Below are 21,673 nucleotides of genomic sequence, written 5' to 3' on the forward strand. Positions count from 1 at the left end.
AGGGCCAAAAGCACGCTTTTGGCCCTTCTCACGAGTGGCCGAGGCGCTGCGACAGGGTCCGGAGCAGCTCCTGGGCGGCCTCGGCGATGACGGTCCCCGGCGGGAACACCGCGGCGGCGCCCATCTCGCGGAGCGTCGGGACGTCGTCCGGCGGGATGACGCCGCCGACGACGATCAGCACGTCGTCGGCACCGAGGTCGGCCAGCGCCTGCTTCAGCGCCGGCACGAGCGTGAGGTGGCCGGCGGCGAGCGAGGAGACGCCGACGACGTGCACGTCGGCCTCGACCGCCTGCCGGGCGACCTCGTCCGGCGTCTGGAACAGCGGGCCGACGTCGACGTCGAAGCCGAGGTCGGCGAAGGCCGTCGCGATCACCTTCTGGCCGCGGTCGTGGCCGTCCTGGCCCATCTTGGCGACCAGGATGCGGGGCCGCCGGCCCTCGGCCTCCTCGAACTCCTCCGCCAGGCGGCGGGTCTGCTCCATGGGGCTGTCCTCTCCCGACGTGCGCCCGGCCATCGCCTCGTCCCGGTACACCCCCGAGATGGTGCGGACCTGACCGGCGTGCCGTCCGTAGACCTCCTCGAGCGCGTCGGAGATCTCACCGACGGTCGCCTTGGCGCGGGCCGCGTCGACGGCCAGCTTGAGCAGGTTCGAGTCCAGTCCGCCGTCGCGGCGGCCTTCGGCGGCGGCGCGGGCGGCGTCGGTGAGCCGGCGCAGCGTCTCGGTCACCGCCCCGCCGTCGCGCTCGGCGCGCAGCTGGTCGAGCTTGGTCTTCTGCTGGGCCAGCACGTCGGCGTTGTCGACCTTGAGCACCTCGATCGCCTCGTCGGCGTCGACGCGGTACTTGTTCACGCCGATGACCGGCTGCCGGCCGGAGTCGATGCGGGCCTGGGTGCGGGCAGCGGCCTCCTCGATGCGCAGCTTCGGGATGCCGTCGTCGATGGCCTGCGCCATGCCGCCGGCCTCGGTGACCTCCTGGATGTGCGCCCACGCCCGGCGGGCCAGGTCGTAGGTGAGCTTCTCGACGTACGCCGACCCGCCCCACGGGTCGATGACCCGGGTCGTGCCCGACTCCTGCTGCAGCAGCAGCTGGGTGTTGCGGGCGATGCGAGCGGAGAAGTCGGTGGGCAGGGCCAGCGCCTCGTCCAGCGCGTTGGTGTGCAGGGACTGGGTGTGCCCCTGGGTGGCGGCCATCGCCTCGAGGCACGTGCGGACGACGTTGTTGTAGACGTCCTGCGCAGTCAGCGACCAGCCCGACGTCTGCGAGTGGGTGCGCAGCGACAGCGACTTGGGGTTGGTCGCCCCGGCCTCGCGGACGAGCTTCGCCCACAGCAGCCGCCCGGCGCGCAGCTTCGCGACCTCCATGAAGAAGTTCATGCCGATGGCCCAGAAGAAACTCAGCCGCGGGGCGAACGCGTCGACGTCCATCCCGGCGTCCTTGCCGGCCTTCAGGTACTCGACGCCGTCGGCCAGCGTGTAGGCCAGCTCCAGGTCGGCCGTCGCTCCGGCCTCCTGGATGTGGTAGCCGGAGATCGAGATCGAGTTGAAGCGCGGCATCTGCTGCGAGGTGTACGCGAAGATGTCGCTGATCAGCTGCATCGAGGGCTTGGGCGGATAGATGTAGGTGTTCCGCACCATGAACTCTTTGAGGATGTCGTTCTGGATCGTGCCGGTGAGCTGCTCGGGCGCGACGCCCTGCTCCTCGGCCGCGACGATGTAGAGCGCGAGCACCGGGAGCACCGCGCCGTTCATCGTCATCGAGACGCTCATCTTGTCCAGCGGGATCCCGTCGAATAGCTGCCGCATGTCCAGGATCGAGTCGATCGCCACGCCGGCCATGCCGACGTCGCCGACCACCCGCGGGTGGTCCGAGTCGTACCCGCGGTGGGTGGGCAGGTCGAACGCGACCGACAGGCCCTTCTGACCCGCGGCCAGGTTGCGGCGGTAGAAGGCGTTGGACTCCGCGGCGGTGGAGAAGCCGGCGTACTGCCGGACGGTCCACGGCTGGGTCGTGTACATCGTCGGGTAGGGCCCGCGCAGGAACGGCGGGAGCCCGGGCAGGGTCTCGAGGAAGTCCAGCCCCTCGAGGTGGTCGGGGGTGAACAGCGGCGGGACGGCGATGCCTTCGGGGGTCTCCCAGGCCGCCTCCTCGACGCCGCGGCCAGTCGTCTCCTCGAACGCCTTGGCCCAGTCGTCCGCCGATGCGGTGGCGGCCGGGCGGCCCAGCTCGACGTCGCCGAAGTCGGGGATGGCGGTCATGCCTGCACTCCTTCCGCGGAAGGGGCAGAAATGGCCATTTCTGCCCCTAGGCCCAGCTGCGCGTGGACGGTGCGGAGCACGTCCAGGGCGTCGCATCCGGCGTACACGTAGCCGTCGACCCCGTCGACGGCGAGGTCGGGCTTGCCGGCCAGCCACACCTGCGTGGCACCGGCTGCCCGCAGCTCCGCGGCCAGGCCGGCCGCGTTCTCCGCGTAGTCCTTGTCCGTGCCGCAGATGCAGGCCACCGTCGTCCCGGACTCCGACAGACCCGAGGCGCCGTCGCCCGAGGGCGTGGCGACGCCGCCCGCCTGGAACAGGTTGCCCGCGAAGCTCGCGCGGGCCGTGTGCCGCGCGATCGGGCCGATCGTGGCGAGGTAGACCTGCGGCCGCTCGGCCGCGGCGTCCGCGGCGTCCCGCAGCGCCTCGTACTCCTGGGCGGCGCGGACGCGGGGCAGTCCGCCGCCGCGGTGCAGCTCCGCCGCCGGCTGCCGCTCCGGCAGCAACTCATGCAGGTTGGGGAACTCGCTGACCCCGGTGATCGCGTCGGCGCGGGTGGCCAGCCGCTTCGCGCGGGCGTCCCAGGCGGCGGCGATCCGGTCGCGGACCAGGCCGGAGTCCAGGGCGGCGGCCAGGCCGCCGGCCCGCTCGATCTCGGTGAACCAGTCCCACGCGGCGCGGGCCAGCTCGTCGGTGAGCGACTCGACGTACCAGGAGCCACCGGCCGGGTCGAGGACGCGACCGAGGTGTCCCTCCTCCACCAGCAGGCTCTGCGTGTTGCGGGCGATGCGGCGGGAGAACGAGTCGGGCAGGCCGAGCGCGGCGTCGAACGGCTGCACCGTGACGACGTCGGCCCCGCCGACGCCGGCGGCGAAGCAGGCGACGGTCGTGCGCAGCATGTTCACCCACGGGTCGCGCTTCGTCGTCATCACCGACGACGTGACCGCGTGCTGGCGCTGCGCGCGCGCCTCGGCCGAGGCACCGCTGACCTCGCCGACCCGGTCCCAGAGCCGCCGGGCGGCGCGCAGCGCGGCGATGGTCGTGAACTGGTCGGCGCTCGCCGCGTAGCGGAACTCCAGCTGGCCGAACGCCTCGTCCACGCCCAGCCCGGCCTCGGTGAGGGCGCGCAGGTAGGCGACCCCGGCAGCCAGCGAGCAGCCGAGCTCCTCGACGGCCGACGCGCCGGCGTCGTGGAAGACGGTGCCGTCGACGACGACGGCGCGCAGCCCGGCATGCGTGGCCGCACGACGGGCGAGGCCGGCGAGCCCGCCCAGGTCCTGGGGCTGCCCGGTGGCGGCGTGCTCGCCCAGCGGGTCCAGGCCGAGCGAGCCGCCGGGAGCCAGGTCGTCGCGGCCCTCGACGAGGGCGAGGAACGCCTCGGCCGCCGCGACTCCCCCGCCCGCCCCGACACCGGTGAGGCTGACGGGCGCGAGGTCGAGGTAGACGTCGAAGAGCACGTCGCCGAGCCGGTCGGCCGGGATCGCCTCCTCGCCGACGACCAGCCACAGCGAGGTGACGCCGTTCTCCAGGTCGGCGGCGATCGCCTCCTTGGTGACGGCGACGTCGGGATGGGCGTGCCGCTGCCGGACGTCCCAGCCACCGGGCGCCCCACCCTCGGCACCTCCGGAGGCGGACACCTCGGCCGAGCCGGCCGGACCGCCACCGGCGCGCGCGCCCCGGACGAACGGCGGCAGCCCGGGCACGCCGACGGCGCGCGGCAGGTCGCCGACGTCGGCGGCGGTGTAGAGCGGCGCCACGGTGACGCCCGGGGCGACCGGGCGGCGGAGCGCGTCCTCGACGTGCTCGGGCAGGTCCTCGCGGCCGGCCTTCCGCAGCACACCGGCGACCAGGTCGCGCCACTGGTCGAGCGTGACCGCGTCGAACTCGGCGGCCAGGGCGAGGTCGTCGGGGACCTCGTGCTCGCTGGGCACCTCGGCGTCGGCCGGCGCGGTGCTCTGCTGGTCGGTGGAACTCATCCTCGGGGGGCTCCTCGTCAGCTCGTCTGCCTGAAGTGTCTCCCGGAGGCCGCCTGGCCAGCACGGCCGGGTGGCACGGGGCCGGCAGTGGGCGGCTCGGCGTCGGCCTCGAGCGCGTGCAGCGCGGTGCGTGCCAGCAGGCGGACGCCGACGGCGATGGCCCGCTCGTCGACGTCGAAGGTGCCGCGGTGCAGGTCCAGCGGCTCACCTCCACCGTGGGTGCCCAGCCGGGCCAGGGCGATGGGCAGGACGTCGGCGAACCAGCCGAAGTCCTCCCCGCCCATGCTCTGCGGGGACTGCACGACCGCATCGCTGCCGACGGTCTCCAGGGCGGCCGCGCGGAGCAGCGCGACCGACCGCGGCTCGTTCACCACGGGCGGTACGCCGCGGACGTAGTCGACCTCCACGTCCGCACCGGTGGCGGCGACGACCCGGGTGACCAGCGAGCGCAGCAGCGCCTCGGCCCCCTGCCACGCGTCGCGGTCCAGCACCCGGACCGTCCCGCGCAGCGTGCCACGCTGCGGGATGGCGTTGGCCGCCGCACCGGCGTCCACGGAGCCCCAGACCAGCGACATGCCCGAGCGCGGGTCCACCTGCCGGGACAGCAGCCCGGGCAGGTCGGTGATGAGCCGGCCGAGGGCGTCGACGAGGTCGACGGTGAGGTGCGGCCGGGCGGTATGCCCGCCCGGTCCGGTGAGCGTGACGTCGATGCGGTCGCAGGCGGCGGTGATGGCGCCCGTGCGCAGGCCGATCCGGCCCACCGGCACCGAGGGGTCGCAGTGCAGGGCGAACGCTCGGGAGGCACCGTCCAGCACGCCGGCAGCGACCACCTCGACCGCGCCGCCGGGCACCGTCTCCTCCGCCGGCTGGAAGACGCAGCGCACCCGGCCGGAGAGTCCGTCGAGCTCCGCCAGTGCCAGGGCCGCGCCCAGGACCACCGTGGTGTGCACGTCGTGGCCGCAGGCGTGGCACATCCCCTCGCGGGTGGAGGCGTAGGGCACGTCCTTGAGGTCGACCAGCGGAAGGGCGTCGATGTCGCCGCGCAGCACGACAGTCGGGCCGGGGCCGTCCCCCACGTCGACGACCAGCCCGGTGCCGATGGGCAGGCGACGCGGCGCGAGCCCCGCCTCGCGCAGCCGCTGCTCGAGGAAGGACGTCGTCTCCACCTCGGCGTAGGCCACCTCGGGATGGGCGTGCAGGTGCCGCCGCACCGCGATCAGCCGCGGGGTGTGCTCCTGGACCCAGTCGTCGACAGCGGTGCTGAGCTTCTCGACCACCGGTGTCACGCCGCGTGCCCCCCGGCGCACTCCCCCGGTCCGGGCGTCGGCTGGGGAGGCCGCCCGGCGGGTCCGGTGGCGGGCAGGCCGTCCCGGAGCTCGGCCAGCAGGCTGTCCACGACCGGCCGCAGGTCGCCGTCGTGCTCGGCGGCGACCGCTCGCTGCCGCTGGTAGGAGGCGCCGACGGCCAGCACCCGGAGCACGTCCTCGAGCTCGGCCTCGCAGCCCAGCCGTTTCGCCGTCGGCCGCAGCTCCTCGACCAGCTCGACGATCGCCTGCCGCACCGGCTGCACGGTGCCCTTCTCGTCGACGACGATGTCGGCGTCCAGGCCGTAGCGGGCCGCCCGCCACTTGTTCTCGCGCAGCACCCAGGAGGCCGGGGTGGGCAGCGTGTAGCCGCGGTCGAGCTGGTGGTCGAACTGCTCGACCAGGCACTGCGCCAGCGCGGCCACCGCGCCGATCTCGTCGAGAGTGGGCAGGCCGTCGCAGATGCGCAGCTCGACGGTGCCGAAGTCGGGGTGCGGCCGCACGTCCCACCACACCTCGCGGACGCTCTCGATCGCCTTGGTCGAGATCAGCGTCTCCATGTACTCCTCGAACTCGTCCCACCCCGCCAGCTGGTAGGGCAGCCCGGCCGTCGGCATGCCCTCGAAGATCTTGGTACGGGAGGACGCGAGGCCGGTGTCGCAGCCGACCCAGTACGGGGAGGACGCCGACAGCGCGAGGAAGTGCGGGATGTACTGGCACAGCGCGTTCACGATGGGGATCGCCTTCTCCGGCGCGCGGATGCCCACGTGCACGTGCACGCCGAAGATCTGCATGCGGCGGGCCATCCACTGCATCCGCTCGACGAGCTCGAGGTATCGCTCCTTCGGCGAGATCGCCTGGGTCTGCCAGTCGCTGAACGGATGGGTGCCCGCGCACAGCAGCCCCAGCCCGCGCTGCTCGGCCGCCGCGGCCACCTCGGCGAGCGTGCCGGCGAGGTCGTCCTTGGCCTCGGCCACGGTGGTGCAGATGCCGGTGATGATCTCGACCGTCGACTGCAGCAGCTCGTGCTTGGCCTTCGGGTGCTCGTCGGCGCCGTCCGGCCGCAGCTCCTCGAGGATCTCGATGGCGCCCGCGGAGAGCTCGCCCGTGGTCAGGTCGACGAGCTGCAGCTCCCACTCCACGCCCAGACTGGCGCGCTCGGACGACCGGAAGGGGATCTCCACCTACGGAAGTCTAGGGAGGTGGGCGCCCGGCCACGCGGCGGACGGCGACGATCACCCGAGCGGTGGATCGGGCCCCCGCGTTAGCGTCCTGCCGTGGAACAGCAGCCGGCCGGCGATCCCCGGTCCCTCGCCGCGCTCGCGGCCGACGACCTCACCACCGCGCTCGGCGGACCGCACGACGTCGCCGTCGTCATGGGGTCGGGCTGGGCGCCCGCGGCCGACGCGTTCGGCCCGGCCGACTACGCCGTCGCCATCGGCGAGCTGCCCGGGTTCGAGGCGCCGACGGCGGTGGGTCAGGGCGGCGAGGTGCGCTCGGTGCGGGTCGGCGAGCGCCGCGTGCTGCTCTTCCTGGGACGGACCCATCTCTACGAGGGCCGCGGCGTGGAGCCGGTGGTGCACGGGGTGCGGACCGCGGCGGCGGCCGGCGTGCGCACCGTCGTGCTCACCAACGCCGCCGGGGGGCTGTCCCCGGAGCACCGGGTGGGCCGGCCCGTCGTCATCTCCGACCACCTCAACCTGACCGCGCGGTCTCCGCTGGTCGGGGCGGAGTTCGTCGACCTCACCGACCTCTACTCCTCGCGCCTGCGCGCGCTCGCGCGCGAGATCGACCCGACGCTGACCGAGGGCGTCTACGCCGCGCTCCCCGGTCCGCACTACGAGACGCCGGCGGAGATCCGGATGCTGCGGACGATGGGCGCCGACCTCGTGGGGATGTCGACGGCGCTGGAGGCGATCGCCGCCCGGGCGGCCGGACTGGAGGTGTTCGGGATGTCACTGGTCAGCAATGCGGCCGCCGGCGTCACCGGAGAGGCGCTCGACGCGGACGAGGTCGTGGCGGCCGGTGCGGCCGCCGCCGGTCCGCTGGGGCGGTTCCTGGTCGAGTTCGTCGGTCGGCTGCCCCGGTGACCGCGGACGCGCCCAAGGGCCTCGTCCTCGTGACCGGCGCCGCGGGGCTGCTCGGGACCGTGCTCCGGCACGGGCTCCCGCAGCGCGACTGGGCGGTGCGCAACCTCGACGTCGTCCCGGTGGACTCACCGGAGCCGGGCGAGGAGCACCTCGTGGCCGACGCGACCGACCTCGCGGCCATGGTCGACGCGGCCCGCGGCGTCACCGCCGTCGTGCACCTGGCGGGCATCGCGACCGAGTCGACTTGGCCGGCGATCTCGCACACCAACATCGACAGCACCTACTGCGCGCTGGAGGCCGCGCGGCGGGCCGGGGTCGGCCGGGTGGTCCTGGCCAGCAGCAACCACGCCACCGGGTACACGCCGCGGCCCGACGGCGGACTGCTGCGGGAGGTGGACGCGCCTCCGCGGCCGGACACGTACTACGGCGTCTCCAAGGTGGCCATGGAGGCCCTCGGCTCGCTGTACGCCGACAGGTACGGCCTCGACGTGGTGTGCCTGCGGATCGGGAGCGCATTTCCCGAGCCGACCTCGACCCGGCACCTGTCCACCTGGCTCTCCCCCGGCGACACCCTGCGCCTGATCGACGCGACGCTGACCGCCCCCTCCCCCGGGTTCCGGATCGTGTGGGGGGTCTCGGCCAACACCCGCAACTGGTGGGACCTCACCGCCGCGCGGGAGCTGGGGTACGAGCCGGCCGACGACGCGGAGGGCTACGCGGAGGCGCTCGTCGCGGCGCACGGCGAGCCCGACCTCGCCGACCCGGTGCACGGGCGGGTGGGCGGCGAGTACGCGACCGAGATCTTCGACGCCGAGGTCCCCGAGGAGCGGGGGTGACGCTGCTCGACGAGGCCCGGGCCTGGGCGGCGGCCGATCCGCATCCGGGCGATCGGGCCGAGCTCGAGGCGCTCGTCGCGGCGGAGGACACCGCCGAGCTGGCCCGCCGGTTCGCCGCGCCGCTCGCCTTCGGCACGGCTGGGTTGCGCGGACCGCTGCGCGCCGGACCGGCGGGGATGAACGCCGCCGTGGTCACCCGCGCGGCGGCCGGGCTGGGCTCCTGGCTGACCGCCGCAGGTCACGGCGGGGGCGGTGTCGTGATCGGCTTCGACGCCCGCCGGCGCTCCGACGAGTTCGCCCGGATCTCGGCGGGAGTGCTGGCCGCCGCGGGATTCGCCGTCCGGGTGCTGCCGCGGCCGCTGCCCACGCCGGTGCTGGCCTTCGCCGTCCGGCACCTGGAGTGCGTGGCCGGCGTGATGGTGACCGCCAGCCACAACCCGCCCGACGACAACGGCTACAAGGTCTACCTGGCCGACGGCGCGCAGCTGGTGCCCCCGGCCGACCGGGAGATCGAGGCGGCGATCGCGGCAGCCGGACCGGCGCGAGAGGTTCAGCTCGCCGACGGGTGGTCGACGCTCGGCGACGACGTCGAGGCGGACTACGTGGCCGCGGTGGTGGCGGCGCTGGAGCCGGCGCGGGTGCCCTCGCGCGGGTCGCTGACGGTCGCCTACACCGCTCTGCACGGCGTGGGTGCCGCGACGACGAGGGCGGTGTTCGCCGCCGCCGGGCTGGCCGCTCCGGTGAGCGTGACTGAGCAGGGCACCCCGGACCCGGCGTTCCCCACCGTCCCCTTCCCGAACCCGGAGGAGCCGGGCGCGACCGACCTCCTGACGGCGCTCGCCGAGCGGATCGGCGCGGACGTCGCGATCGCCCAGGACCCGGACGCCGACCGATGCGCCGTCGTCTGCGGCGGGCGGCAGCTGACCGGGGACGAGGTCGGGGCGCTGCTGGCCGACTGGCTGCTGCGCCGGGGTGTGCAGGGCACGTACGCGTCGTCCCTGGTGAGCGGATCGCTGATGCACGTGGTCGCGGAGGCCGCCGGCCAGCCGACCGCGGAGACCCCGACCGGCTTCAAGTGGATCGTGCGAGCGGGCTCGCCGGCCGCGCCGCTGGTGTACGGGTACGAGGAAGCGCTGGGCTACGCGGTGGCGCCATCGGTCGTGCGGGACAAGGACGGCGTCTCGGCGGCGCTGGCGGTGGCGCTGCTGACCGCCGAGCTCGGCGCGTCGGGACGGACGCTGCTGGACCGGCTCGACGAGCTGGCGCGGGAGCACGCGCTGTTCGTGACGGGGCAGCTGTCGGTGCGGGTGCCGGATCCGGCGGTGATCGCAGCTGCGATGGCGCGGGTGCGCTCGGCACCGCCGGTTATCCTCCTCGGGCGGCCGGTGGTGTTCGCCGACCTCGCCGACGAGACGCCGTCGGTGGACGCGGTGCGGCTGCTCGGCGACGGGGTGCGCGTGATCGTGCGTCCCAGCGGCACCGAGCCGAAGCTCAAGGCGTACCTGGAGACGGTGGTCCCGGTGCACGAGGACGCCGGCCTGATCGCCGCGCGCGGGCGCGGCGAGGACGAACTGGACCAACTGCGTGCGGAGATGTCGGCCGCACTGGGCCTCTGAGCCCGTGGAGCGATCGGGTGGTTGTCCACAGCTGACGTGCCGCCGGATTCCGGTTCTGCGTAGTCTCCCCGCGACCGGTGATCAACTCGGGGAGTGACGACGTGGCGCGACGCTGGACCATGCGGTTGTCCGTCGCCGTCGTAGCGGCGGTCCTGCTGAGTGGCTGCTCCGAGGAGCAAGAAGCGAGCGAAAGCCTGCCGCCGGCGAGCAGCGCCGCGCCCGGCGAGGACCTACCGTCGCTGGGACCCGACTCGTTCCCGGTGCCTCCGGATGCACGCGAGAAGACCCCGGAGGGTGCCCTCGCGTTCGCCGAGTACTACCTCCAACTTGGGATCGAAATTGGTTCCGGCAACGCGCCACCAGAGGCGCTCGGACAGCTAAGCGCTAGTTGCGACTTGTGTCAGCAAGTCATCAGCTCGCTGAAGCAAGATGTCGCAGCGGGGTATCGCCACGTGGGTGGCTCGATGACATTCGCGGAGTACGCGCTTCCGCGGCTGGATGGCGATGCGGCGGAGGTGGGATTCGTCTACTCCCAGAGCGCCTATAAGGTGGTGGACGCAGATGGACAGGAGGTTCCGTCGCGTTCTGCACCAGCCACTGGAGAGCTCCAATCCGGCATGTTCTTAGAGTGGCGGGACGATCTACGTTCGTGGACCGTCGATAGCCTGACCATCGGTTAGCCGGACCATGAAGCGCCTGTTCGCCAGTGCGGTCGCCGTCTCCTGTCTTCTGCTGACGCCATCTACTGCAGACGCCGCCTGCAACTTGTGGGCCTGTGACGAGCCGCAGGTGGGAGTTGGCAACGGAGCGCTCACGGCCACCTATGTCGATTCCTCGGGCAGCAGTTGGGCGGCCAGCAACGCGGCTCCGCCGGAGCATCCCTACACCTACCGGCTCCGGAACCCCTGCGCCGTCAGCGACGAAGACATCGGCGCCTGTCGACCGACGGACTTCCAGGTCTGCGACGCCGCGCCCGGACGGGTTGTCAACTACTACGTCGTCGAACGCAGGCGGCTCGTCCTCGGTGACGGCACCACCGCAGACGGGTTCATCCCACCGCCGGGAAGCAGTCCGGGTCAGCAGGTCGGCGGCTGGCAGGAGACGGCCAGGCGGTGCGTCGACGTCACGGCGCTGAACCCGCCGCCATCACCCGACGAGGTGTTCCGCTACTTCCGCACGCTGCCGCTCCCTCAGCTCCCGACCCGCCAGCAACCACCCGGCGACGGACTGGTCGGCCTGCCGGTCATCTTCTTCACCGACGGCCCCACAACCCAGACCTTCACCCTCGACATCCGCGGCTTCACCGTCGAGATCGCCGCCCGCGCTACCGGCTTCACCTGGCACACCGGCGACGGCACCGCGCTCACCACCACCGGTCCCGGCGCCCCCTACCCCGACCACACGATCAGCCACGACTACGCCAGCGGCACGTACACCGCGTCGCTCACCACCACGTGGACGGCCACCTTCCGCATCGACGGCGGCACCACCGTCCCTGTCCCGGGCAGTACCACCACCGACGGCGAACCAGTCACCTTCGACGTCCTCCAGGCCCGCCCGGTCCTCACCAATCCGTTCGACTGACTCTCCCGGCCGCATCCTCGCGCGCGGCGGACCCGTCCGTCACACGCCGGTCTGCACATCGCAGCCCGGCGCCGCTCGCCCACGTAGCGTGGACGCCGCCCGCCACCGTGCGCTCGCCTCGGCGCCGCTGGGCACCGACAGGCCGCCTCCGGAATGCCCAGCGGCACCAGGACACGTCCACGCCGGGATCTGACACGCACCGATGCACGCACCTGCCCTCGCCGACACCGCCGGCCACCGCTCCGACCTCGGTGCGACGCGACGGCACCGCGCCGAGATCGACGGTCTCCGTGCGCTCGCGGTCTCGCTGGTCGTCGCCTATCACGTGTTCAGCGGTCGCGTCTCCGGCGGTGTGGACGTCTTCCTCGCGCTGAGCGGCTTCTTCCTCGTCTTCGGCATCTCCGGGCAGCTGCGGCGCACGGGCGAACTGGCTCCCCTGCAGTCGGTCAGCCGCACGCTCAGCCGCCTCGTCCCCACCGCCGCCGTCGTCCTCGCCGGGACCACGAGCGCCGGACTGTGGGTGATGCCCGAGAACCGCTGGCGCGAGCTCGCGAGCCACCTGGTCGCGTCCATGACCTTCACCGAGAACCACCTCCTCGTCCGCGAGGCGGTCGACTACTCGGCGAGCAACGCTCTGGCCAGCCCGATGCAGCAGTTCTGGTCGCTGTCGATCCAGGTGCAGGTGCTGGTCGCCGCCCCGGTGCTGGCCTGGCTCGGGGTCCTCCTGGTCCGGCGGAGCCCGTGGGCCCGGCACGGCCACCGGATCGCCACCGCCGCCGTCGCGCTCGTCACGGGCGCGTCCCTGCTCTGGTCGATCCACACCACGCAGGCCGACCAGCAGGTCGCCTACTTCTCCATGCTCCCCCGACTGTGGGAGCTCGGGGCCGGCGCACTGGCCGCGCTGCTGCTCACCCGCGTCCGGCCGTCCGCGCCGGTCGCCGCCGTCCTGGGCTGGGGCGGCGTGCTCGCCCTGGTGAGCTGCGGCGCGCTGCTCGACGGTGCGCGGCAGTTCCCCGGCTGGCAGGCCGCCTGGCCGGTGCTGTCAGCGGTCGCCGTCATCGTGGCCGCCCACCACGGCGGGCCCGCGGGTGCCCACCGGTTCCTGTCCCTCCCGGCCATGCGGTGGCTGGGGGCCCGCTCGTACGCCCTGTACCTGTGGCACTGGCCGGTTCTCGTCCTCTACCTCGTCCTCGAGAACCGCGAGACACCGTCGGCCGTCGGGGCGACGGTCATCCTCGGCCTCTCCGTCCTCCTGGCTGCGGTGACCTACCGGCTCGTCGAACGGCCCACCGCCGAGCGCCTGCGCGCACGCCGCCCGCTGCTGGCACTGGCCGCCGTCGCCGCCTGCGCGGCGCCGCTCGCGTCCGGCGGACTGGCGGCGACCACCTGGATCGAGCGGCAGGCCGACCGCATCGCGGCCGTCGCCGCCGACCCGGCGTACCCGGGGGCCGACGCACTCCGGACACGGGAGGTGACCACCGGCGGTGTGCCGGGTGTGGCCCCGCTGCCGCCCCGGATGCTGATCCGCGAGGACTGGCCGTGGCTCCCGCCGGAGGCGACCTGCACCACGGAGGTCCGGAACGGTGATCCCGCACCAGTGGAGATGGAGACCTGCGTCCTCGGCGACGACGACAGGACGCGACGGGTCGCCGTCGTCGGGGACTCGCACGCCGCGCAGTGGCTGCCTCCGGTCGCGGCGATCGCGGAGGAGGAGGACTGGCAGGTCGTGTCCATCATCCGCGGCGGCTGCACCCTGTCGGCCGGATCGGAGTTCCTCTCCGAGGACGACCCGGGGTACGACGAATGCGTCGCCTGGCAGGAGCGGCTGGTCGAGCGGATCGTCGCCCTGCAGCCCGATCTCGTGCTGTCGACGGGCACCCGCACCGCTCCCGGGGAGGACAGCGAGTGGCTGCCCGACGGCTACCTCCAGGCATGGCGGACCCTCTCGGACGCCGGCCTGCGGATCATCGGACTGCGGGGCAGCCCGCGGCACGTGGAGGACGTGCCCGACTGCATGGCCCGGTGGGGTGAGGACTCGGAGCAGTGCGCAGTCCCGCGCGCCTCCGTCTACGACGACGACCTGCTCGAGTCGGTCGCCGATCGGCTACCGGCGGGAGTCGCCCTGCTGGACACCAGCCGCTACTTCTGCCTCGACGAGGTGTGTCCCGCGCTCGTGGGCAACATCCGCGTCTACATGGACAGCACCCATGTCACCGGCACGTACATGCGCACGGTCACCGCACAGTTCCGGGAAGACCTGCTGTCGGTCATCGACTGGTGATCGCCACCCCGATGCACCGATGAGTCGGGCGCCCGCGGCCGGTCTCACCCGTCGAGGGCCGACCGGCCCACCGGGAGGTCACGGCATGCACAGGATCATCTTCCACCTCGGGGTGTCGCTCGACGGCTTCTTCGAGGGGCCGGACGCCGACATCAGCTGGCACCGCGTCGACGAGGAGCTGCACACCTTCTTCAACCGGGAGCTCGCGACCAGCAGCGCCTTCCTCGAGGGCCGGGTCACCTACGAGCTCATGGAGGCCTACTGGCCGACCGCGGACGAGAACCCCGAGGCCTCACCGGCCGAGGTCGAGTTCGCGCGGATCTGGCGGGACATGCCGAAGGTCGTCTACTCGCGCACCCTCGACACGGTCGGGCCCAACGCCACCGTGGTCCGCGACGTGGTCCCCGAGGAGGTCCGAGCGCTCCAGGCCCAGGCCGGTGGTGACATGGTGGTCGGCGGTCCCGACCTGGCCGCGGCGTTCCGGGCGCACGACCTCATCGACGAGTACCGGGTGTTCGTGAACCCGGTGCTGCTCGGCCAGGGACGCCGGATGTTCGGGCCCAGCGAGACGCCCACCGACCTGCGGCTCGTCGAGAGCCGGGCCTTCGGCAACGGCGTCGTCATGCTCCGCTACGAACGGGTCCGCTGACCGGGCCCCGTCACCGGCCGACGGACTCCCGGCACCCGGACCCCAGCGCACGCGCGGCGGTCTCCAGCACCGCGACGACGTCCCGGCCGAAGACGACGTCGCACGGGTGCGACCCGCCGGTCAGCGCCGCCGCCAGCAGGTCGTCGACGGCGAGACCGAACGCCGGCACCGCAGAACCGCCCTCCGGCAGCAGCACCAGCCGGCCGGCGTCGCCGTGCACGAAGAACTCCACGCCCGTGGACATCGGCGCCACCGTGAGCGACAGCGTGACCGTCGAGACGGCTCCCGACTCGTGGGTCAGCACCAGGTGCACCGTGTCCCCGCGTCCCGTACCACCTTGGACGGCGACGACCGCCCCCAACGCAGGGACGAGCACCGAGAGCGCGTGCGGCCCGAGGTCCCACAGCGCTCCCCGTTCCTGACGCCAGGCCGAGGTGGCGTAGGGGGTCCCGGCCACCGAGGCCAGCCACGAGCCGGCTCCCCCGGCGAGCTGCGTCCGGCCGGCCTGCGCCAGCCAGGACGCCGTCGCCGCCTGGAACCGGAGCGTGAAGAAGACGATCGTGGCGACGCCGGCCGAGCGCGCCGCGGCCACCACCCGGTCGGCGGCCGCGGTCGACAGGGCGACCGGCTTGTCCAGCAGGAGGTGCTTGCCGGCCGCGGCCGCGCGCTCGGCCAGCGGGGCCTGCACGTCCGGCGGCAGGGCGATCGCCACGGCGTCGACCGCGCCGAGCAGCTCGTCGAGGTCGCCGAACCCGGGGACGTCGAACTCCGCACCCAGCGCCTTCGCACGGCCCAGGTCCCGGCCCCAGACGCCGACCAGGTCCGCGGCGGGATGGTCGGCGAGCGCGGGGGCGTGCACGGTCCGGGCCCAGTGGCCCGTGCCGAGCAGGCCGAAGCGCATCGGTCAGACCGCGCCGAATTGGCGGTCGCCCGCGTCGCCGAGCCCCGGCACGATGTACGCCTTGTCGTTCAGCCCCTCGTCGACGCTGGCGGTGAACACCCGCAGCGGCAGGCCGCTGGCCTCCAGGCGCGCGATGCCCTCGGGTGCGGCCAGCGCGCAGAGCACCGTGATCTCGGTGGCCCCGCGCTCGGTGAGCAGGCTGCAGCAGTGCACGAGCGAGCCCCCCGTCGCCAGCATCGGGTCGAGCACGAACACGTGCCGGTCGACCAGCGACTCGGGCAGGGAGGCCATGTACGCCTCGGGCTGCAGGGTCTCCTCGTTGCGCGCCAGCCCGACGAAGCCCATCTGCGCCTCGGGCAGCATCCCGTGCGCGGTGTCGGCCATCCCCAGCCCGGCCCGCAGCACCGGCACGATCAGCGGGGGCGCGGCCAGCCGGTAGCCCGTCGTCGCCACCACCGGAGTCCGGATCGGCTCCTCGGCGAGCGCGAGCTCGCGGGTGGCCTCGTACACCAGCATCTGGGTCAGCTCGCGCAGCGCGGCGCGGAACGCGGCGTTGTCGGTGCGCTCGTCGCGCATGCGGGCCAGCCGGGCGCGGGCCAGCGGATGGTCGACGACGGTGAGCTGCACGCTCGACACGCTATCGGCCGGGTCGGGAGTGGCCCACGTCTCCCACCGGCTGCCCCGTCACTGGGGCGGAGACGGCGCCCCACATCTGGCAGGGTGTCCCCGTGGCCAGGCCCAGCATCGTCCCCATCGCACTCACCCTCGACGACCGGACGGGCTACACGCTGTGGGCCCCGCCGTGGGAGGAGGACGGCGAGGAGTGGCAGGCCTTCCTCGGCACCACGGTCGACGTCCCCGCGGACATCAACGACGACGATCCGGAGAACCCGGTCCCCACCGCCGTCGTCCACCTGTTCCCCACCCCGGCCGCGCTGGCCGCCTTCTGCCGGACCAGCACCGACCACGACCTCGCCGACCACCCCGTGTGGCCGGTGGTGGTCGGGCTGGGTGCGGCGGACCTGACCCCGGACGACGACCACCGCTACGACCTCGACGGCGTCTACGACGTCGCCGCGGAGGATCCCGACCGCTGGGCCGTCGAGGAACTGGCCGCGACGATCGACATCGTCAGCCGGCTGGCCGAGTGCCTCGACGCGAGCGACGAGGACGACGACGACCTCAGCGACGACGAGACCCAGTTCGAGGCGGTCGCCGAGCTGATGGCCAAGCCAGAGATCGGCTCGCTAGGGCTGGGCCCCGACGCGTTCATCGGCCGGTCCGGGGAGGACGCCTGGCTCGGGGTGGGCGGCGCGCTGGACGACCTGTGGGAGGACGTGATCGAGGAGCTCGGCGAGCACCTCGACTGGACCGGCGCCGGCACCGTCGAGGTCGCCGACTACCCGCCGGCCTCCGAGGCGGCCGAGGTGCCGCTCGCCGACGACGAGGACGACACGGACGACGACCTGGACGACATCGAGCCGGTCGACGTGCGCCCCACGGCGTCGGGCGTGCGCACGATCGCCCGCGGCGGCGGTGGGCTCACCCACGACCCCGCCGCCGTCGCGAAGGCGGCCGAGTTCTGGGAGGGCGTCGGCATCCTGCCGGTCGAGGTCGTCGTGCCCGACGGCACCGGGCTGACCCTGCGCTGCTACGTCGACGACGTCGCCCGCTTCCTGGGCCGCGACGGCGAGGTCTTCCTGTTCGACACCCCGGCCGACCTGGCCCGCTTCTGCGCCGGTCCCGAGAACCACGACCTCACCGAGATCGCCTCCTGGCCCGAGGTCGCCGCCACCGACACCCCGCCGCTGCCGGCGGAGCAGGACCGCTACGACCTCACCGAGCTGAGCGAGGTGCTCGCCGAGGTCTCCGACGGCGCCACCGGACTGGTCACCCACCAGGCGTTCGCGCAGCCGGTGGAGGGCGTGCGGGACCTGGCGGAGTACACGGGGCTCGGCAGGGTCGAGGAGCTCCTGTCCCCCACCACCCCGCTGGGCCGGGCCGTGGCCCGGGGCGAGCGCGAACCCGACGCGACCCTCCGGCAGGAAGATGCGGCGGCCGTCCGTCCCGCCTGGGACGAGATCGTCACGCTGATCAGCGGGAAGCTCGTCTTCCGCGGCTGACCGGAAGCGGACACCACGCGTCCCCCCTCACGGAACTGGGTCCCGCCTCGCCGTCGACGGAGAGGTGGGACCCAGTTCGACCAGGAGACCTGATCACCACGGAGCAGGCGGTCAGCTGCCCTGGCGCGGGGGACGCGCGGCGCGCTCGCCGCCGAAGCGCCGGTCACCGCCGGAGCGCGGGCCGCGGTCGCCGTACGAGCGACGCGGGCCACCTCGGTGACCGCCGGGGCGGTCGCCGTCGCGGCGCGGGCGCCCACCGGGACCGCCGCCGCCGCGACGCATGTCGCGCTGGGTGCGCTCCTTGGGCTCCACGGCCACACCCGAGGCGATGAGCTCGAGGATCGGCCGGTCGCCCGGACGCGTCCGGTCCAGCGGCGGGTCGACCTTGGCGGTGCGGAACCGGCGCTTGGCCTGACCGACCTGGTCGGGCAGCAGCAGCGAGACGACGACGCCGCCGGCACCGGCGCGGGCCGTGCGGCCCGAGCGGTGCAGGTAGGTCTTCGCGTCGGCCGGCGGGTCGTAGTGCAGCACCAGCGAGACGTCGTCGACGTGGATGCCGCGCGCGGCGACGTCGGTGGCGACGAGCACCGGCGACCGGGCGTCGGTGAACTCCTCCAGCGCGCGCCGGCGGGCCGACTGCGGCAGCCCGCCGTGGATCGCCTCGGCCTTGATCCCGGCGGCCTTGAGGTTCTCGGCCAGCCGGTCCACGCCCAGCTGCGTGCGGGCGAAGATGATCGTGCGGCCCGGGCGGGAGGCCAGCTCGGTGGCCACCTGCAGCTTGTCGCGGAAGGCCAGCGTGAACGCCAGGTGCTCGGCCGGCGGGGCGTCGTCGCCCTGGCGCTTGACCTCGTGCCGCGCCGGGTCCTTGAGGTAGCGGCGGACCAGGGAGTCGACCTCGCCGTCCAGCGTCGCCGAGAACAGCAGGCGCTGGGCGTCGCGGGCGGTCTGGTCGAGCAGCTCCTTGACCACCGGGAGGAAGCCGAGGTCGGCCATGAAGTCGGCCTCGTCCAGGACGGTGACGGCGACCTCGGCGAGGGTCGCCTCGCCCTGGTTGATCAGGTCCTGCAGCCGGCCGGGGGTGGCGATGACGACGTCGACACCGCGACGAAGCTGCTGGATCTGGCGGTACATGGGCGCGCCGCCGTAGACGGTGGCGAGCTGGACGCCGGTGGCCTGGCCGAGGGGGGCCAGGTTGTCGTGCACCTGCTGGGCGAGCTCGCGGGTCGGCACGAGCACCAGCCCGCGCGGAGCGCGCCGACCGTTCTTGACGTCGCGGCCGATGCGGGCCAGCAGCGGCAGGCCGAAGGCCAGGGTCTTGCCCGAGCCGGTGGCCGCCTTGCCCAGCACGTCGCGCCCGGCGAGGGCGTCCGGCAGGGCCGAGGTCTGGATGGCGAAGGGGCGGTGGATGCCGCGGCGCTCGAGCGCGGTGACCAGCTGCTGGGGCAGGCCCAGCTGGCCGAAGGTCGGGCCTTCGGGCTCCGCGGGCGTGGCCTCCGCGGGGGTGTTCTCGACGTTCTGGTTCAGGGTGTTGTCGGCGTCGTTCGACTCGAACGACACAGGGTGGACCACAGTCATGCGGGGTGGGGCTCCGATACAGCTCGGAGCGCGTCCCGTGGAAGTGAGGAGGGGCGGCGAGAGCCGGCGTCCTCGCAGGCGATCGCCCACGCCCGGGAGGACGCGCGATCTGCACGGATGCGCTCGTGCCCAGACGTTCCGTCCGGGAGGATGACCGGCCGAATGCCGGTACCCCCAGGCTAGCAGCGGAGATGGCCCCGCGATTCCCCGGAACGGGGTGGGGACCGTCACGCTCCGTCAGCGCGGCGGTGTCAGCCGGTCAGCGGTCGTGCCAGCGGAACGTGCGCACGCACAGGATCAGGCCCAGCACGCACCAGATGCCCAGCACCAGGGCGACCCGGCCCAGCTCCCAGGACCCGGCGGGCTCGTCGGCGGCCAGCGCGTCGGGCAGGAACACCGAGCGGAACCCCTGCGCCATCCACTTCAGCGGGAAGAGCGAGGCGAAGGTCTGCATCCAGGTCGGGATCTCGCTGAACTGGAAGAAGACTCCGGAGATGAACTGCAGCAGCAGCGCGAACGGGGTCACGGTGGCCGACGCCGAGCGGCCGTTCTTCGCCAGGCTGGAGATCGCGATGCCCAGCAGCGTGCACGCGGCGGCGCCGAGCGTCGCGACCCAGGCGAAGGTCAGCCAGTCGGTGCCGGACGGCAGGTCGATGTCGTAGAAGACGACGCCGATCAGCAGCAGGACGACGATGCTGGCCAGCGAGACCGCCAGGACCTGGACGACCTTGCCCACGAAGTACGCGCTGGGCGGCATCGGGGTGCCGGCCAGGTGCTTGAGGGTGCCGTCGGACCGCTCGGTGGCGATGCTGATCGCCATGTTCTGCAGGCTGGCGCCGAGGATGCCGGCGGCGATGATCCCGGCCATGAAGTACTGGGTGAAGGTGACCCCGGAGCCGAGGTCGTAGTCCAGCACGGCGCCGAAGACCACCAGCAGCAGCACCGGCAGCAGCAGCGTGAAGACGACGGACTCGCGCTGGCGGAAGAACTCCTTGAGCTCCACGGCGCTGCGCGAGCGGTAGACCGACGGCAGCGCCGGGAGCGCGGTGCGGTCGGGCGTGGTCGTCGTCATCGGGTCTCGCCGATCATCTGCAGGTACACGTCCTCGAGGGTGGGTCGTGCGACGGCGAGGTCGGGCACCTCGCCCGGGAAGCGCGCCGCGAGCTCGGCGACGAAGGCCGTCGGTGTCGCCGTGGCCTCCGTGCGCCGCGTGCCGTCCTCGGACCAGCTGACGGTCGCGGGCGCCGACTCGCGTCCGCCCAGGGCGCTGGGGACGGCGACCTCGACCAGGCGACCGCGGGCGATGACGCCGGCGCGGTCGGCCAGCGCCTCGGCCTCGTCCAGGTAGTGGGTGGTGAGCAGCATCGTGGTGCCGAGGTCGTCGCGCAGCGAGCGGATCAGCGACCAGAACTGGCGTCGCGCCTCGGGGTCGAACCCGGTCGTGGGCTCGTCGAGGAAGAGCAGCTCGGGCCGGCCGACGATGCCCAGTGCGACGTCGAGCCGGCGCCGCTGCCCACCGGAGAGGGTGCGCCCGCGGGCGCCGGCCTTCTCGGTGAGACCGACCAGGTCGAGCACCTCGTCGACGTCCCGGGGGTCGGCGAAGTAGGAGGCCTGGGCCGCGACGAGCTCGCGCACGCTCAGCTGGCTGTCACCGGACCCGCTCTGCAGCACGATGCCCAGCCGGGCCTTCCACTGCCGGGTGGGCTCGGCCGGGTCGTGCCCGAGCACCCGGACCTCGCCGCCGTCGCGGGACCGGTAGCCCTCGCAGATCTCCACCGTCGTGGTCTTGCCGGCGCCGTTCGGGCCCAGCAGCGCGAAGATCTCGCCGCGGCGGATGTCGAGGTCCAGGCCGTCCACCGCGGTGGCGTCCCCGTAACGCTTGACCAGGCCGCGGATCGAGATCGCCATGTCCGTCGCAGGCTCTCCCCCAGGTCCCGTCGCGTCGCCGCGAGCGGTGGGGAAGAGGGAGTCCTTCTGCACGAGGACTCAGTGTCCTCCATCGACCTGGGGCCGCTCCTCCGGCCCCGGGCGGTGCTGCTCGCGGGCGGTCAGGTGGTCCGGGCCGAACGCGTCCGGCAGGAGCGCGCGCATCGGCAGGGCGCCGCGGGGCCCGGCGTCCACGAGCAGGTCCGGTCCGCCGAACTCCCACAGCAGCTGCCGGCACCGACCGCAGGGCATCAGCGCTCGGCCGTCCCCGTCCACGCAGGCCATCGCGAGCAGCCGCCCGCCGCCGGTGCGCACGAGGTCGCCGATCAGCCCGCACTCGGCACAGAGGGTCAGCCCGTAGGACGCGTTCTCGACGTTGCAGCCGCTGACCACCCTGCCGTCGTCGGCCAGACCGGCGGCGCCGACCGGGAAGCCGGAGTAGGGCGCGTAGGCCCGCGCCATCGCCCCGCGGGCCGCCGTCCGCAGGGCGTCCCAGTCGACCTGCCCGATCGCGTCCTCCGCCACGACCCGCTCCCTCCGCCCACCCGACCGCTCCGG

General features: G+C 73.6%; 18 protein-coding genes. 8 read left to right on the forward strand and 10 right to left on the reverse strand.

Features of this window, described 5'->3' with window-relative positions; translation table 11 throughout:
* Positions 1 to 28: 28 nt before the first annotated feature.
* Genes scpA through A6V29_RS00250 form a run of 4 tightly spaced genes read right to left on the reverse strand, consistent with a single transcriptional unit; the run spans position 29 to position 6,718 of the window.
* Positions 29 to 2,257, reverse strand: coding sequence for a methylmalonyl-CoA mutase (gene scpA, locus A6V29_RS00235; RefSeq protein WP_137158411.1), 2,229 nt, complete (start codon positions 2,255 to 2,257; stop codon positions 29 to 31).
* A complete protein-coding gene (locus A6V29_RS00240; protein WP_137158412.1) occupies positions 2,254 to 4,230 on the reverse strand; it encodes a methylmalonyl-CoA mutase family protein in 1,977 nt (658 codons plus the stop codon). Before A6V29_RS00240 ends, scpA begins: the two co-directional genes overlap by 4 nt.
* A gap of 17 nt (positions 4,231 to 4,247) precedes the next feature.
* Positions 4,248 to 5,516: an amidohydrolase gene (locus tag A6V29_RS00245; protein ID WP_137158413.1), complete on the reverse strand. Its 1,269-nt coding sequence runs from the start codon at positions 5,514 to 5,516 to the stop codon at positions 4,248 to 4,250.
* Positions 5,513 to 6,718: a glutamate--cysteine ligase gene (locus A6V29_RS00250; RefSeq protein WP_137158414.1), complete on the reverse strand. Its 1,206-nt coding sequence runs from the start codon at positions 6,716 to 6,718 to the stop codon at positions 5,513 to 5,515. The genes A6V29_RS00245 and A6V29_RS00250 overlap by 4 nt, the downstream gene beginning before the upstream one ends.
* A 93-nt stretch (positions 6,719 to 6,811) precedes the next feature.
* Here A6V29_RS00250 and A6V29_RS00255 point away from each other — a divergent pair, with 93 nt between their 5' ends.
* The 7 genes from A6V29_RS00255 to A6V29_RS00285 all read left to right on the forward strand — a co-directional run bounded on the left by A6V29_RS00255 (position 6,812) and on the right by A6V29_RS00285 (position 14,590).
* The gene (locus A6V29_RS00255; RefSeq protein ID WP_137158415.1) at positions 6,812 to 7,624 is read left to right on the forward strand and encodes a purine-nucleoside phosphorylase; all 813 of its coding nucleotides are present in this window, start codon (positions 6,812 to 6,814) and stop codon (positions 7,622 to 7,624) included.
* Positions 7,621 to 8,460: an NAD-dependent epimerase/dehydratase family protein gene (locus A6V29_RS00260; RefSeq protein WP_137158416.1), complete on the forward strand. Its 840-nt coding sequence runs from the start codon at positions 7,621 to 7,623 to the stop codon at positions 8,458 to 8,460. Before A6V29_RS00255 ends, A6V29_RS00260 begins: the two co-directional genes overlap by 4 nt.
* Entirely contained in the window at positions 8,457 to 10,076 is a 1,620-nt protein-coding gene (locus A6V29_RS00265; RefSeq protein ID WP_137158417.1) for a phospho-sugar mutase, read from the forward strand. Before A6V29_RS00260 ends, A6V29_RS00265 begins: the two co-directional genes overlap by 4 nt.
* Before the next feature lie 101 nt (positions 10,077 to 10,177).
* Positions 10,178 to 10,756, forward strand: a complete 579-nt coding sequence (locus tag A6V29_RS00270) for a DUF6318 family protein (RefSeq protein ID WP_137158418.1) — start codon at positions 10,178 to 10,180, stop codon at positions 10,754 to 10,756.
* A gap of 7 nt (positions 10,757 to 10,763) precedes the next feature.
* On the forward strand, positions 10,764 to 11,660 hold the full coding sequence (locus tag A6V29_RS00275; protein ID WP_137158419.1) for a hypothetical protein: 897 nt from the start codon (positions 10,764 to 10,766) through the stop codon (positions 11,658 to 11,660).
* Positions 11,661 to 11,862: 202 nt separating this feature from the next.
* Complete coding sequence (locus A6V29_RS00280) at positions 11,863 to 13,941, forward strand: acyltransferase family protein (RefSeq protein ID WP_137158420.1); 2,079 nt, start codon at positions 11,863 to 11,865, stop codon at positions 13,939 to 13,941.
* Positions 13,942 to 14,026: 85 nt separating this feature from the next.
* Positions 14,027 to 14,590 (forward strand): dihydrofolate reductase family protein, encoded by a 564-nt coding sequence (locus tag A6V29_RS00285; protein ID WP_137158421.1) that lies wholly within the window; start codon positions 14,027 to 14,029, stop codon positions 14,588 to 14,590.
* A 10-nt stretch (positions 14,591 to 14,600) separates the two neighbouring features.
* Here the strand turns inward: A6V29_RS00285 and A6V29_RS00290 are convergent, their stop codons facing one another.
* On the reverse strand, positions 14,601 to 15,491 hold the full coding sequence (locus tag A6V29_RS00290; RefSeq protein WP_137158422.1) for a Gfo/Idh/MocA family protein: 891 nt from the start codon (positions 15,489 to 15,491) through the stop codon (positions 14,601 to 14,603).
* Positions 15,492 to 15,494: 3 nt separating this feature from the next.
* Positions 15,495 to 16,118 carry a uracil phosphoribosyltransferase gene (upp, locus tag A6V29_RS00295; protein ID WP_137158423.1) on the reverse strand — a complete coding sequence of 208 codons (624 nt, stop codon included), beginning with the start codon at positions 16,116 to 16,118 and terminating at the stop codon, positions 15,495 to 15,497.
* A gap of 101 nt (positions 16,119 to 16,219) precedes the next feature.
* Here upp and A6V29_RS00300 point away from each other — a divergent pair, with 101 nt between their 5' ends.
* Entirely contained in the window at positions 16,220 to 17,614 is a 1,395-nt protein-coding gene (locus tag A6V29_RS00300; protein WP_137158424.1) for a SatS C-terminal domain-containing protein, read from the forward strand.
* A 111-nt stretch (positions 17,615 to 17,725) separates the two neighbouring features.
* Here the strand turns inward: A6V29_RS00300 and A6V29_RS00305 are convergent, their stop codons facing one another.
* The 4 genes from A6V29_RS00305 to A6V29_RS00320 all read right to left on the reverse strand — a co-directional run bounded on the left by A6V29_RS00305 (position 17,726) and on the right by A6V29_RS00320 (position 21,640).
* Positions 17,726 to 19,189: a DEAD/DEAH box helicase gene (locus A6V29_RS00305; RefSeq protein ID WP_137158425.1), complete on the reverse strand. Its 1,464-nt coding sequence runs from the start codon at positions 19,187 to 19,189 to the stop codon at positions 17,726 to 17,728.
* Positions 19,190 to 19,448: 259 nt separating this feature from the next.
* Positions 19,449 to 20,261 (reverse strand): ABC transporter permease, encoded by an 813-nt coding sequence (locus A6V29_RS00310; RefSeq protein ID WP_137158426.1) that lies wholly within the window; start codon positions 20,259 to 20,261, stop codon positions 19,449 to 19,451.
* Entirely contained in the window at positions 20,258 to 21,097 is an 840-nt protein-coding gene (locus A6V29_RS00315; protein WP_137158427.1) for an ABC transporter ATP-binding protein, read from the reverse strand. The genes A6V29_RS00310 and A6V29_RS00315 overlap by 4 nt, the downstream gene beginning before the upstream one ends.
* 78 nt (positions 21,098 to 21,175) lie before the next feature.
* Complete coding sequence (locus A6V29_RS00320; RefSeq protein WP_283956329.1) at positions 21,176 to 21,640, reverse strand: cytidine deaminase; 465 nt, start codon at positions 21,638 to 21,640, stop codon at positions 21,176 to 21,178.
* Between the last annotated feature and the right edge of the window lie 33 nt (positions 21,641 to 21,673).

The organism is Blastococcus sp. CCUG 61487, from assembly GCF_005222955.1.
Lineage (GTDB): Bacteria > Actinomycetota > Actinomycetes > Mycobacteriales > Geodermatophilaceae > Blastococcus.